The organism is Spiroplasma endosymbiont of Anurida maritima (assembly GCF_042465095.1).
Classification (GTDB): domain Bacteria; phylum Bacillota_I; class Bacilli_A; order Mycoplasmatales; family Mycoplasmataceae.
The window spans coordinates 521,651-536,928 of record NZ_CP102059.1 but is presented as its reverse complement, the minus strand read 5'-3'; the positions used below and the strand labels follow the sequence as shown (position 1 = coordinate 536,928).

At 28.0% G+C, this 15,278-nt stretch carries 11 protein-coding genes; all 11 read right to left on the bottom strand.

The features are described 5' to 3' along the window. Positions 1-113: 113 nt before the first annotated feature. Positions 114-1,409 (bottom strand): BMP family ABC transporter substrate-binding protein, encoded by a 1,296-nt coding sequence (locus NPX79_RS02585; protein ID WP_381414880.1) that lies wholly within the window; start codon positions 1,407-1,409, stop codon positions 114-116. A 258-nt stretch (positions 1,410-1,667) separates the two neighbouring features. Then, a complete protein-coding gene (locus NPX79_RS02580; RefSeq protein WP_381414879.1) occupies positions 1,668-2,570 on the bottom strand; it encodes an ABC transporter permease in 903 nt (300 codons plus the stop codon). A gap of 1 nt (position 2,571) precedes the next feature. Further along, positions 2,572-4,524 (bottom strand): hypothetical protein, encoded by a 1,953-nt coding sequence (locus NPX79_RS02575; protein WP_381414878.1) that lies wholly within the window; start codon positions 4,522-4,524, stop codon positions 2,572-2,574. After that, the gene (locus tag NPX79_RS02570) at positions 4,511-6,145 is read right to left on the bottom strand and encodes an ABC transporter ATP-binding protein (RefSeq protein WP_381414877.1); all 1,635 of its coding nucleotides are present in this window, start codon (positions 6,143-6,145) and stop codon (positions 4,511-4,513) included. Before NPX79_RS02570 ends, NPX79_RS02575 begins: the two co-directional genes overlap by 14 nt. Before the next feature lie 106 nt (positions 6,146-6,251). Then, the gene (locus NPX79_RS02565) at positions 6,252-7,184 is read right to left on the bottom strand and encodes a hypothetical protein (protein WP_381414876.1); all 933 of its coding nucleotides are present in this window, start codon (positions 7,182-7,184) and stop codon (positions 6,252-6,254) included. A gap of 10 nt (positions 7,185-7,194) precedes the next feature. Then, positions 7,195-7,800 carry a LemA family protein gene (locus tag NPX79_RS02560; RefSeq protein ID WP_381414875.1) on the bottom strand — a complete coding sequence of 202 codons (606 nt, stop codon included), beginning with the start codon at positions 7,798-7,800 and terminating at the stop codon, positions 7,195-7,197. A gap of 19 nt (positions 7,801-7,819) precedes the next feature. After that, positions 7,820-8,698: a formate/nitrite transporter family protein gene (locus NPX79_RS02555; RefSeq protein ID WP_381414874.1), complete on the bottom strand. Its 879-nt coding sequence runs from the start codon at positions 8,696-8,698 to the stop codon at positions 7,820-7,822. Positions 8,699-8,817: 119 nt separating this feature from the next. Beyond that, entirely contained in the window at positions 8,818-9,495 is a 678-nt protein-coding gene (locus NPX79_RS02550) for a DUF2130 domain-containing protein (protein WP_381414873.1), read from the bottom strand. 851 nt (positions 9,496-10,346) lie between these two features. Next, positions 10,347-11,756 carry a glycoside hydrolase family 1 protein gene (locus tag NPX79_RS02545; protein WP_381414872.1) on the bottom strand — a complete coding sequence of 470 codons (1,410 nt, stop codon included), beginning with the start codon at positions 11,754-11,756 and terminating at the stop codon, positions 10,347-10,349. Next, positions 11,740-14,388: a glucose PTS transporter subunit IIA gene (locus NPX79_RS02540; RefSeq protein WP_381414871.1), complete on the bottom strand. Its 2,649-nt coding sequence runs from the start codon at positions 14,386-14,388 to the stop codon at positions 11,740-11,742. The genes NPX79_RS02545 and NPX79_RS02540 overlap by 17 nt, the downstream gene beginning before the upstream one ends. 120 nt (positions 14,389-14,508) lie before the next feature. After that, complete coding sequence (locus NPX79_RS02535; RefSeq protein WP_381414870.1) at positions 14,509-15,264, bottom strand: MurR/RpiR family transcriptional regulator; 756 nt, start codon at positions 15,262-15,264, stop codon at positions 14,509-14,511. Between the last annotated feature and the right edge of the window lie 14 nt (positions 15,265-15,278).

Here is a 15,278-nt window from a genome sequence, read left to right as displayed (position 1 = left end):
ACTTATCTTTTTATTATAGTACTTTAAAAAAATTTGCCAAATAAAAAAAATATAGACGTCTCTATATTTTTTTTATTTATAAATATTATTTTCTTTTGTAAAGTTGTGATTTATTATTCTCAAACTGGTGTTGTTTTCATGATTTCACCACTTAATCAAACTCCAGCTCCCGCTTCAACTTTTGCTAAAGCTTCTTCAAATCAATCTTGGATTGCTTGTGGTTGAACAGGTGATCCTTCTTTAGTAAAGAAATCTTTTACAGCAACATCTAAGTTTGCGTAATCTGCATTTGCAGCTATGTCAGATCAACTTGCATCTTCAATAGTTTTGTTGTTTGTAAAGTATTTGTTGTATTCTGCTTTTGATTCTTCATCTTTATCTTTGTTGTGAATTGCGTTCAATGTATCAACTGTTGCGCCTTTTAAATCTTTTAAAGCTGAAGTAATGAATGTTGATTCTTCACCTTCATATTGTTGAGACATATCTGTGTCAACTCCAACTGCATAGAATCCTTCTTTATCTTCAATTTCAGTTAATCAATCTTGTGATTGAGGTCCAGCAACTGGCATCATAGCATTAACTCCATTTTCTACACCTTTTTTAGCAAGAGCTTTACCATCTCCAGCATGGAAACTAGTAACTCATTCTATAGATTTACCTAAACCTGTTGGTACTTCTCCGGCTGCGTGATTATCAATTCTTGCTCCGCTATCTGGGTTAACAAATTGAACTTCTCTTAATGCTGCTACTGGTGCTTCTCCGAATGCTTCGTTGTATAATCCAGTCATTGATTCATCATCTTTATTAGCATTAAAGAAACGAATTGCTGAGTAATATCCAGCGATAAAGTCAGTAACTCCTTGGCTATCTCCACCTAATCATCCAGATGTTTTTAAATCACCTTCTGGCACTTCTTTATTTAAGAATAATGCTGATGAAATTCCTGCGTAGAATCCTGAAATTGCTGCGTAGAATACAATTTTAGCTACGTTTGTATTATCAATTGAAGCTAAATCTCTATCATTTCCATCCAATCAAATGTAGTGTTGTTGTTTGAAAATATCATTATTTTGTTTAGAATATTCTTTAATTGGGTTAGCGTGTGCAAATCCTGGAGCAACAACAGTTCCATTACCAGAGTTTGCAGCTGATGTATATTTGTTCAAGATATCATTTGGATCAATTGGTTCAAATGATTGTCTTGTATAACCTTCTTCTTCTTCTAGTTTCATAAATTCTTCTACAGCTTCTCACGCACTTTGGTTAAATGATTTATCATTTATACTCCCAGCGTCAGTTACTAATGCGATGTTTTTACTACTTACCTCTACAGTTGCACAAGCAACTACAGTTGCTGCTGTTGATCCAACAAGTGCAACTACAGATAAAATGTTTAAAATTTTTTTCATATTTTTCCTCTCATAATTTAAATACTTTTTTAAAATAATTTTGATAAATATTCTAATAATTTGTATAGTTTGGTAATTATAAGTGATAAATGTACATTTAAATAGAAGATTTAATAATTTCGTTTATAAATCTATAAATATGATAACATAAGACAATTTGAAAAAAAATAACATGGCATGTTTTTTATATTTTTTTTTAAATAAAATAATTTCCAAATAAAAAAATCTTTACACAAGGTAAAGATTTTAAAAATGTTGCTATCTTTGCGACTTATTAAACGGAATTCCGGAAGCTTTTGGCACTTTCGAGAACTTACTTGTTGCCACTAATATTCCTAACGAAATTAAGAATGGTGTCATGTTTAATATTTCTGAAGGTACACCAGCAATAGCTCTTGTAAAGGCTAATCCACGTAGTGTTCCAAAAATAATACTTGCAGCTCCGACAAATAGCGGTTTTCATTGTCCAAAAATCAGAATTGCAATTGAAATAAATCCAAATCCTTGAACTCCCCCATTAAAGCTGTATGATGTTGCATTTACATATATAGCTCCAGCTATTCCTGCTAAAAACCCTGAAATTAATACAGCAACATAACGAGTTTTTATAACGTTTATTCCAGCTGAATCAGAAGCATTTGGATTATCACCAACAGATGAATATCTTAACCCTGATTTTGTAAATTTAATTCATAAATAAATTACTAAAACTAATATTACCCCAATTAAGAAGTATCAGTTCAATGCTGCATCCCCACCAAAAGTAATGGCACGATAATTCGAAGGAATTCCAGCTCCAGAACCGTTTGGTGTTAATGATGGTAATTTTACTAAAAATAATCCAATGGCTGTCGCTACCATGTTGATAGCAACCCCAGAAACTATTTGTTGTGATTTAAACTTGATTGCAGCTCATGCATATAATACTGAGAACACCATTGCGGCAAACCCTGAAATTAAGACAGCAAAGAATTGCATGTTATTACTTGTTGTTTCGCGAGTGTATAGTCCAAATATTGAAAATGTTATTGCTCCAATAATCATCATCCCTTCAATACCAATATTTACAACACCCGCTCTTTCAGCCATATAACCAGATAAGGCTCCAAAAATAAATACAGCTGAGAAGAAGAAAATTGATTCTAATGTAATTTGTAACATCTTATTTTCCTCCTTCATTGTTAACTTTCGTTAACTCATTATTTATTTTGTTTGTTAATCTTGTTTGTATTTTTTCACTTTTAATTTTTGATATGTATTTTTCTAGATAAATAATATATTTTTCTTTATCTGTTTGTATCAATGTTTCTAAATATTTTTGATCTTCCACTTTGTAAGAACTTGTATTAGAAATATTTTCTTGTTGTTTTGCTTTTAAAATTGTTTCTTTTTCATCATTAATTAAATTCTTATATCAATTTAAATGAGATTTTTTTAATTCTTTTAAAGCTAACTTATAATTTTCAACCTCTTTATTTTTTTGTTGTAATTTTAATTCTTTCTTTTGTTTTTCAAAGTTTGAATCATGCAATGCAACAGCATCTAAGCTTTGAGCGTATGTTGCAAACATTAAATTATGAATTTTTTCTTTAACAGCATTATGTGGTTTTTGCTTAAAAGCCATAACCGATTTTTGTTTATAAGTTCTTTTAATATTTTGTGATTCATTTATTTTTGATGTAAATAAATCTTTTTCACTTTGTAAAACATTAATCGCAGCATCACGGTATGTGAAGAATAAATGTTTTAGTTTTTCTTTATCATTTTTAAATTCTTCTAAATTAACAAAATGTGAATGTTTTAAATCATTAATTTTTGTTTGATAATTATCTAAAAGATTGTGTGCTTTTTTACTTGAAACAAATATTATTGTTAAGTATTCCATTAACATTCTAAGTTTTAAAATAAATAATTTAAAACTTAGAATTGTTTTTTCTCAACGATAATTTCATATCAATCTAGTTTCTAATTTATACTTTTTATTTATATATTTAAGTTTATTTCTTTTTAAAGTAGCGGATATATAATCAATTGGTTTAAGTTTTGTAAATAAAACTGAAATCGCTGAGAAATAAATTATGATTGCAAATATAAGAGAAGCAATTGTGTCTGGAATGTTATTTAAATCACTTGCCCCAGCAGCTGAACCAATTGTTAAAACAGCTCAAATAAACCCAGTAAGTAATATTCCAATTGGATTGTTTGCCCCAACCAGAGCAACCGCTATCCCATCAAAACCAGCAAGTGGTAAATTATCTATCGCGACACTAATATTTTTAGAACCAGGAGTTAATACCCAAAAAGCTCCCATTAGTCCAGCGATTGCTCCTGAGATCATCATTGCAGTAATAATTTTAGTTTTATAATTTATTCCTGCATATTTAGAAGCGTCCGGATTTTCCCCGACAGCCTTTAGTTTGTAACCCAAAGTTGTTTTATTAAGAAGAATAATCGCAATAATAGCTACTATTACTACAGTTATTATAGGGATAATAGCCATTCTTCCCATAGCATTATAATCTAATGACATATTTTCGTTTAATGGTAATGTTGCATGATCTGTTCCAATAGCATTAAATATCTTAAATAAATATTTCATTAAAAATCATATACTTCAGTTCATTAAAATTGTTGTAACAACTTCGTGAACATTAAATAAAGCTTTTAAAATTCCGGGAATAGCTGCAACTAACGCTCCCACAAAAATAGCTGTCGCAAATATAATAATAATATTTAAACCTTGACTATAATTTGTATTTTGCCCAACTAGAACAATTATTGTAGCTACTGATAACATTTGTCCAGCGGCTCCAATATTAAATAATCCTGACCTAAAAGCTATAGCCATTGAGATTCCTCCCAGGGCATATATTGATCATCATGATAATACACGGTCAAAAGTTGATGGTAATGAAATTGTTTTAAAAATATCAGCAAAGTATTTCATTGGATTAGCTCCAATTCCCGCCATAATTACAATCCCAATCAATAAACCAATTAAGACAGATCATAATGAATTTGAAAATGTTTTTCCACTTTTCTTTAATTCATCTGAACGAAGATATAAATAACTTCTGCGTCTAAATTTCCAAAATTTTATTTTACTGTTGTTCATTTGACTTCACCTTTCCTGCCATCATTAACCCGATTTCATCACGCTTGGCATCTTTTGCATTTATTACTCCGGTAGTGTTACCACCACTTAAAACAACAATTTTATCTGCTAGTGACATAATTTCATCTAATTCATATGAAACTAATAAAACAGCATTGTTTTTTTCTTTTTCTATTAATATTTGTTTGTGAATAAAATCGATTGCTCCAACATCTAACCCTCTTGTTGGTTGAAATACTACTAATAACTTATGTTCATTACTAATTTCTCTTCCCACAACCGCTTTTTGTTGATTACCCCCAGATAAGTTTCTAGAAACTGCAAATCCACCGCGACTTCCACGAACATCATATGACCTAATTATTTCTTGGGCATATTTTTGAATATTTCTTGATTTTATAAAACCATATCTTGAAAATTCTTTATTATTTATTGTTTGTAAAACCATATTTTGAATCACTGTAAAATCTAAAATCATTCCGTATTTATGACGATCCTCAGGAATATGACTTATACCATGTTTGTATCTTTGCTTAATTGATTTTCTTGTAATGTCAGCACCATCTAAAATAATGCTTCCGTTTGATGCTTTTTTAAGACCTGTAATTGCTTCAACCAACTGAGATTGCCCGTTACCTTCAACTCCAGCAATTGCTACAATTTCTCCCGCTTTTATTTCTAAGTTAAAGTCATTTAATTTAAGTTTTGAATTTTTTGAATTATTTATTTTATTTTTATTTGTAAATAAACACTTCTTTTTTCTTCATTTCATAAATTTTTGAATATAACTATTTTGAACAGTTCCACCAACAGATAAATTATTAACTTTTAAAATAACTTTTTCTTTAGCTGGCACATGATTGTTTTTAATATCAACAATCGCATGCCCTACCATTGATTCAGCCATTTCTTTTGTATCTTTATCTTTAACATTAAAAGTTTCTACAACTTTTCCGTATCTTATAACAGTTGCATAGTCAGCAACTTTTTTTACCTCTCATAGCTTATGAGTAATAAAAATAATTGTTTTACCATTGTTTCTTAATTCTTGCATAACTTTTAACAAGCCATCAATTTCTTGTGGTGTTAAAACAGCTGTTGGTTCATCGAACACAATAACACTAGGGTCACGATATAAAGTTTTAAGAATTTCAACTCTTTGTTGTTCCCCAACACTTAAATTAGCTATTTTTTTGTTTAACGGAACATGTAAATTATATTTTTCACTAATTTCTAAAATTTTTCTTTTAGCTTTTTTAAAGTTTAAAACTTGTTTAGCCAATGTGGGTTCTGACCCCAAAATTATATTTTGAACAACATTATAAGTTTCAACAAGTTTAAAGTGTTGATGAACCATTCCAATACCATGTTTGTTGGCTGAAATAGGATCTTTAATAACAACTTCTTGTTCATTTAGTTTGATAATTCCAAAATCTTGCTCGTACAATCCAAACAAAATAGACATTAATGTAGACTTACCAGCACCATTCTCACCGATTAAAGCGTGAATTTCACCTTTTTTAACTCTTAAATTAATATCGCTATTAGCAATTATCTTGCCTTGTAAAAATGTTTTTGTTATATTTAACATTTCTATAGCATAAATATTTTCTTTTTTCATTATTTTCCTTTCTATATTTTAAGCACACAAAATACTCATTTTTATTAAAACACAACCACAAATATAAACAATATAATTTAACACAAAAAAAAATAAAACCAAAGTTTTATTTTTCATATATTTGAATTGCTGATACAGTTTCAAAAGTATCTTTTAAGTTTTTTGTATCCCTTTGTAAATCTTTCATAATTTTTTTAATAAATTTATTTCTATTAATTGAAAATAATTTTCCAACATCCGCAATAGAATTACCTTTATAACTGTTAGTTCTTTTTACATCCTTATAATAACAACAACCACTTTCAATTATAAAATTGTTGTTTTTAAGTAGTTGTTTATTATTTATAATATTTTCAATTCTGCTCGGGTCAAAAAACTTAGCAGCTTCAAATTTATCTTCTGTTACAACACGAAAGTTATTGTTAAAATCAATTGATTCACTTACAAAATTATTATCGCTGCCTTCTCTGGTTTTTTTACCCCCAAAAAATCTTAATAACTTGATGTTTTTGATGTTTTCAGCATATGCTCACATTTCTATTGTTGTAATATAATATTTGTGTTTATTTGAGCCTGTTCCTGATCGGTGTTCAACCTCTCTTGGTAAAAACTCAATTTTTGAACCTTCATTTGTCTCTAAAACAAACCCGTAAAATCTACCATCAGGTGTCATAAATTGACGAATTTCAACAATTTTAAGCCCTAAATCACTATGATTTACATTTAAATATGGGTTATATAATTCCAAAACTTTTTCTTGTAATTTTGTTGTTGCTTGCTTTTTCTTTTTACTTCAATAAACAGAAACAATTCCTAAAATTATCACTGGTATTCCAAGAAACACCACAAATACTAAAATTACAAGCCACATTTGAATGTTATCAAATCCCATAACAAAGTATACAGATAAAAATATAATGCTAGCCAATATCGGCAAAGATAGTAATCAAAAAACTATATTGAATTTTTTAAAAACTGAAAAATCTACATTATTATCGACGTATTCAGTTACGGCGAGTTCTATTTTTTGGTTATCCATTTATATACCACTAATCTAAATTAATAACAACATCTTCTTTTTGACGATCTGTTGCTTCAAAAAATAATTTTGTTACACTATTTAAACTTTGAGCAGCAACTGTTGTTGGATATTGTTGAATTTTAGTATTGTAATAATTAACATTAGAATTATAAATTCTTCTAGAAGCTGATATATCATTCTCTACTTCTTGAATTGCATCTTGTAAATCTGAAATATTTTTTGTAGCAGTTAAATCAGGATATGCTTCTAATTGCACATTGATTGCTTTTTGAATATCATCCATTTTTGAGTTAATCACTGATTTTTCTTTTGGATTTAAATTATTAAGATTTGTATTTCTTAATTGTGTTACTGCTTCTAATGTTTCTTTTTCAAACTTTAAAGCTTTTTTAACAGCTTCTATTAACTTAGTTAACATATCGCGTCTTTTAGCTAATTGAACATCAATCCCACTGTCCGCTTCTTTAACTTTTGTTTCTAAACGGATTAAATTATTTCTCATTGCGATATATATAAATATCGGGATAATAAGTAAAAAACTTAGAAAGAAGATAAACTTTCCAAATCCGTTTGCTTTTATTACTTTTTCTTCATTAAAATCATTAATTGCCATAATGGCCTCCTGTCTGTAATTATTGATTTCCTAATTTTTTATTTCAAACAATATAGAAAATACCAGGTAGAATCACAGCCCCACCTAAATAATTACCAAATAATGTTGGTAGTTGTACTTTATAACCAAATTCTGCAAATTGTGATCAATTTTCACTTGAACTTCCTTTAATCATCATTGATGAAAATCATGGAAAAGCATTCGCCACAACGTGTGAATAACCAGATATTACAAAAGCTCCGATTAGTAAAATAAATAACATAATTTTAGCTGATGTATTATTTGTAGAAAATGAAATTCATACAGAACCGGCTACCAAAAGATTACATAAAATCCCACTAAAAAAGATCTCGATTCATGTATACTTCATTTTACCATCAAAATACTTCATTGTAATTGCTGCATATTCTGCATCATGCTTAAATAATCCAGCACCTCAAACAATTAAACATAAGAATAAAATTCCTATTCAATTTCCTATTAATACAATAATTAGGTTTTGTAAATATTTTTGTACTTTTACTTTTCTTCTAATTGTTGGTCATAACCCCATAACATTAGATGTAAATAATTGTCCCCCAATAAATACAATCATAATAATGGCTAACGGAAATATTAATCCTGAGATTAAAGATGCTATCCCAGAGCTTTCAATTCCTTTAGTTGCCATTCCAATAGCAACATAAGCTAAACCGATAAACATACCAGCAGCAATTGCTAGCATAAATATTTTTAATAATGTTTCATTTAATTTTTTAATAGCAAATACATAGTTACGAATGAATGTACTTTCATTTGTGAAAGTACTGTGAGCAATCATTTCATCATCTTTTGAAGCTAGCAATAATTTTGCCTCTTCTAAATTTTCTTCTGATTCTGTAAGAGGCTCTTTTTTCATTTAACGTAAGTTCACTGTTTTTATTTGAATCCTTACTTTTCATAAATTTTACTCCTTATTTTCAACACTAAAATATTACTCTTTTTTTTACCATAATACAAACAACAATGACTTAATAATTAAAAAGTAATTGAATTAATATAAGCCATTAAATTTTCACTTCATTCTTTGTATGCTTTTTCACGACCAATTCTTATTTCCTCAACCTGTTTTGTTATACTTTTTTCAGCCGTTGCTATACGTTTAAAACTATCTTCCATAGATTTTGTTAAACGTGGCAATTGTGTTTCTTTTCAACGATTAAAGTCTTTAATAGTATTATCATGCTTACTTTCATTTCTAGATTTATTTAGTTTATTTTCCACTTTAATTAAAGTTTTTATTATCTTAGCTACAAAAATAAAACTTTCACTATCACATAAGTAAATATTTTCATTTTCATTAGATCTTTTAAATGGTATATTTGGATATTTTTCATTAAAAGAAGTAGCAATTAAAATACCGTATTTTGCATCTTGTTTGGCAGTATCTTCTATTAATTTTTTTTCTCAGGTAGTACTTCATTCAGCGTTTTTTACTTCATAAACAATTTTACCTATAATAGTGTTGTTTTCTTTAACAAGCTGTAAATAATCTGCTTTTTTATCTTTCGCTGTTATTTTTTCGATTTGATCTTCTGGGCCAAAAGCTTTTTCTAACTCACCATAAACATCTTGCTCAAAATTTTCACCCTTAGTTTTGTTTTGAATAACTTTGTTTCTAGTGTTAGCAATTTCTAACGCTTTNAATTTGTTCATTTAAAATATCTATTTTATTTTGTTTTTCTCTGGTAACATCTTGTTCTTTTTTTAACAACTCAGCATCTAACAATGCTTTGTTATTATTAACAATACTTTGCAATTTACCAATTTTTTCTTTTAATTCGGATATTTCTTTGTTTTTTGAATCTAAATCTTTTTGTTTTAATTTTGTTATTTCACTTTCTTTTTCAATTAATTTTTTTTCNNTAAGACAGTTTCACTATTTTTAAGTTTAGATTTTAAATCTTCATAACTTTTACTTAATTCTAAAATTTCTTTGTTTTTTGAATCTAAATCTTTTTGTTTTAATTTTGTTATTTCACTTTCTTTTTCAATTAATTTTTTTTGCTAAAATAGCTTCACTNNATTTTCTAATTGAGATTTTTGATCATTTATTATGCTGTCATATTTTTTTTCAATATCTTTTAATTCCTTATCACTATTAAGTTTAGCTTGCAATAAGGCGTTATCTTTTTCTTTATTAAACTCTTCTCTATATTGCTTTAAAATATCTTTTTTAAGTTCTTGTTTATAATTGTGTTCATGTGTATCAAACAACATTTTTAAATCTTTTAATATTGTTTCATTTTCTTTAAAATCCTTTTCTGTAATTTTGTAACTACATTTTGGACACGTAAATTGAAGTTCCATAAATACCTCCACGCTTATTTTAAATGATATTTAAAATATATGCTTCTTTTTTAGACAAAAAAAACTCCAATTGGAGTTTACATTATATTATATTATTTTCTTTGTTTTTCACTTTTAATAATTACATTAATAATTTTAAGGGGTCTTTTATACAGGGGTTTTATTTTTTATGGGGTGTTTTTATTATTGGTGATAATTTACATTATATTATCACCGTTATTTTTTATCATTTCTTGATATCAAAAGAATGATTTTTTACGATATCTTTTCATTTCTTTTAAATCTTTTTCATCACGGTCAATATAAATAAATCCATAACGTTTTGAAAATCCTTGGTGTGTTGAAACTAAATCAATGGCTGTTCACGGGTTGTAACCAATAACTTCAATTCCCTCAGAAATAGCTTCTCGCATAGCAACAATGTGTTTGTGATAATAGTCAATTCGATAATCATCATTTACTGTATTATCTTTGTTTAAAGTTTCTTTAACACCAATACCATTTTCAGTAATCAGCAATGGTAAACGATATCTTTCATATATTTCTCTAAATGAATATCTTAAACCTAAGGGATCGATTGCTCAACCATATGGACTTTCCACTAATTTATCATTTTTTACAGCCTTAAACATTCCTGGAATATCAAATCCCACTTGTTGATCCATAATTTTTGTAAGTTCAGAAGTATCTGAATATTCGACAGTCATTGATGTATAGTAGTTAAAACCTAAAAAGTCTGGTTTAGCTTGTTTCATGATATCTAAGTCATCTTTTTTGATGTCTAATTTAATGCCCAAATCCTTAAAATACTTTAAAGCAATTGGGTTATATTCTCCTCTAACATAAGCGTCAAAATACATTCAGTTACGCATAACTCCAGCATTCATTGCTGCAATTTGATCTTCTGGTTTTGTTGTTTTTGGATATGTTGGAGAATGATTAGGCGCTGGTCCTATAATTCCTTTTTGATGAGAGTAGTTTTTTTTATAATTATTTATTGCTACAGCATTTGCCATAAAAAGTACATGATTTTTTTGAAATGTTTCTGTTGGGGTAAATCTTTTACCCTTTGAAAACATTCCAAAATTTAAGTTAGAAATAGTAATAACATTTTGTTCATTTATTGTAATTCAATGTTTTACACGATCCCCATACTCTTTGAACAAAGTATCTGCATATTTATCGAAAGCCGGTAAAATAACGTCACGGTTAGATCATCCACCTTTTTCTTCTAATGCAAGCGGTGTATCAAAGTGAAAAATAGTTACAATTGGCTTAATGTTATTTCTAACCAATTCATTTATTACATTATTGTAAAATTCTATTCCTTTTTTATTAATAGCACCTTCTCCGTCTGGAAATATTCTTGCTCAAGATATAGAAAATCTAAATGATTTAAATCCCATTTCTTTCATTAAAGCAATATCTTCTTTATAATGATGATAAAAATCTGATGCTACCGAGAAATCACAATATTCTTCCCCAAAATTGGCAATATCCATAATAGTTTTACCTTTACCATCTTTTGCAGTTGCTCCTTCAGCTTGATATGCTGAAATTGATGCTCCTCACAGAAAACCTTTAGGAAAATTAGATAAGTTTTTCATTTTTAATCCCCTTTTTACTTGGATTTAATTCTAAGTTAAATCTTTTTTTAGAAAAAGTATTTTCTTTTTTGTCATAATATTTATAATTTATATCTAATGAATGTATTCCATTTTCATAATTATTTTTTAATTTGTTTACTTCTTCTTTTTTTACTAATTCATTATTAATTATTGCAAATAAATCTTTTACATCTAGCATGAAATTATTTTGATAATCTTTTAATCAATTCATATTAGTTTCATTTTTTAATTTTTTTTGCTCAATGGCATGTTTTAAATCAGTTACTTTTGTATTTTTAATTATTTCATTATATTTATTTTTTAATTTTAATAAATTTTCTGAATTTTGTTTATTTTGGTCTTTGGCCATTTCTTTAACAAGAGCTTTTTTTATATTCTGTTTTTTATTTTCTTCCTTAATAAGGATGGTATTCATTTTTGTTTGCAAATTGATAATGCTCAATATTTCTTTTTCAATTGAATTTATTTTCAATAAATTTTCTTTTGTTAAATGATCACTTAGTTTAATAAAGTTTTTATTTAATAAATTTTGAGCTTCTTTTTTAGTAATGTTATTTGCTTTTGCAAAATTCTTAAGCAATATTTTATTTGTTTTTAATATTTGATTTTTTTCAGATGGTCTTTCTTTATATATAAGTAGATTTACTCCTAAACCAACTCCAATAGCTATTAGTATGGTTACACAATATAGCAAGGCGTTCATAACAAGAGATAAGGGTTCCCCAGTGAAAGGACTACTTATACTATTAACAACTACCCCATTTACCTCTTCATTAAAGACTGGGCCAGCAATATAAGCTAAAATAGAAAATACTCCCATACCTCCAGGTATTCTAGTTTCAACACCGACAAATCCAGAAAATAATCCCGCAATTCCAGCTCCAATCATACCAGCAATAAATGGTCTGATTTTAGGTAAGTTGATTCCAAAAATAATTGGTTCTGTTATTCCAACTAAACCAGCGGGCAATGATCCAAAGGCAGTTTGTCTTGTTTTAGCATTTTTTGTTCTAATTGCAACACCAATTAATGCTCCAATTTGTCCAAAAACTCCAATTGCAACTCCCGCTGCTAATGGATTTGGAATCCCTTGAACAACAGACATACTAATAGGCATTGCAACCGCAATGTGCATTCCAGTTAATACTAATGGTTGTCATGAAAGAGCATATATCCCAACACCTACACCATAAGGTATTTTACCTAGCGTAGAAATTACAATTGATACTCCTTGTTCGAGCAGAAATAATATTGGTCCAACTAAGAAAAATGTTCCCAAAGTTACTACCGCGACAACTACTAGAGGTCGAAATATTACATCCACTGCTGTTGGCATTCAAGTTTTTACTCATTTTTCAAAATGAAATAACATAAATGCAGAAGCAATATGAGGCAGGATTGAAGATGTATAAACTTGTGAGTTAACATCTAATCCTCCAACCTCAAATAAAAATCATTTAGCACCTTCTCCAGCAATTGGGTTTGCAATAGCTAGAGAAACAAATAGTTGTAAAATTAGATTTCCACCCAAATATTTGGCGGTGTTATACCCAATAAATATTCCTAAAAACTTTAGCGATACTTCAGCTATAATATAAAAAACTGCACTAAATACATTCGCCTCTTTTAATAAAGTTTGATCTTCTCCAGGAAAAGCTAAAACAACATCTTGCATTAATCCTATAAGAATTAAAATAGACTTTATCCCCATCAGCATACCAGCAGCTAATAAAACCGGTAATGTTGGTAACATAATTCCACCAATAGCTGACATGAATCTTTTTCTGAAAGGAATTCTTGTCTTGACTGGCTTTTTAATATTTTTAGAATTTAAGGTTTCTACATAATTGACTAAAGCATCTTTTACTTTATAAACTTCTCCCCCAATTATTATTTGTAATTGATTTCCGGCTCAATTAATCCCCTTAACCATTTCTATTTTTTTAATTTTCTCCACATCAACTTTATCTTTTGATTTAACGTCAAACCTTAATCTAGTCATACAATTATACACTTGGCTATAATTTGAGTTTGATCCTACGTTTTTGTAAATTTCTTCTGCAATTATTTCATGATTTGATTTTTGAAAAATAATGTCTTCAATTTCTAATTCAGAACTTTGTTTTTGAACAACACTTTTTTCTTCTCAAGTGAATTCCCCAATAAGTTCTCCTTGCTTAAATCACTGGTTTTCTTTTGTAAAATTAAATTTTAAATTTTTATAATTTTTACCCTCAATTACCATTGGTGTACTTTTTCTTAATTTATTTTTTTGTATTTCTTCTAAATTGACGTCCACAAAAGATGAATTTAAAGACAATTCATCTTCTATTTTCGCTAGTGGATTAAAGGGTTTTCCCTCTAAAGACACTGTATCTAAACCTATATGAATTAACATGTTTAAACCATCCTCAGATTCAACATAATAAGCATGTTTTGTCGGAAAAATCATTTTCAGCTTTGCTTTTTCAAATGGAGAATTAAAAATATTAGTTTCAGGTTCTATATAAAACCCTTCTCCCAACATTCCTTTTGAAAAAACACCATCATTTAATTCTTTTAAGTTTTTAACAACACCAGAGGCTGGTGCATATACTTTTAAACTTTTCATGTGTTCCTTTCTTTAGTTAAATTTTTAACAATACAATATAATAATAATATTTTTTCTTATTTTTTACTTTACTTTACATTAAAAAGTAAAGCACTTCATTTTTTGTGAAGTGCTTTACTTTTATTTAACTTTTAGTGATATTAATGCAATAAAGTAATTGATCATCATAAGCCTCATTGTAGGTATTCTCGGTAGAGGTTCTAAATCAATAACTATTTTATTCATAAACGTTTTATATTTATGTGATTGTGAGAAACTACTAAAAATCACTATATTATTTGTTTTTTTAATAGCGTTAAGATACAAATAGTCTAACGACTTTGTATCTTGCCCTGCTATAAAAAATATTGCGGCATCAGTAGACTTCATTTTTAACAAATGATCTAAAGAGTAAATTTTAATACTATTATAAGTTACATTATCTAATTTACTAGATAAAACATCATGCATCATAGATGCTCCTTTATCTAACTGAAATGAAGAAAAAATGTAGACTTTTGTAGCTTTTTTCAGAGTTTCAGCTATATTTAATAGATCTTTATAATAAACATCTGTTTTTTGCAAAACACTAATTACAGACTCTTCAAGATTAGCAAAAGAAGAAAGACCATTAGATGTTTGATTAAGCTTACTAGATGAATATTCTTCTCTTGTTAACTTAAGTCTAAAAAGTAATTCACGGTATCCAGAAAAACCTTGCCTTTTACAAAAACCCGTAATTGTTGATTCTGATACAAAACACTTTTTAGCCAACTCATTTATAGTTAAAAATTTTCTGGTTAAAAAAGACTCATATAATTCTGTAGCAATTACTTGTTTTGCCGATTTTTTAGGACTTGATTTTAAGTCATTTAAATTATCAATTAATGAACTCATATCTACCTCTTTCT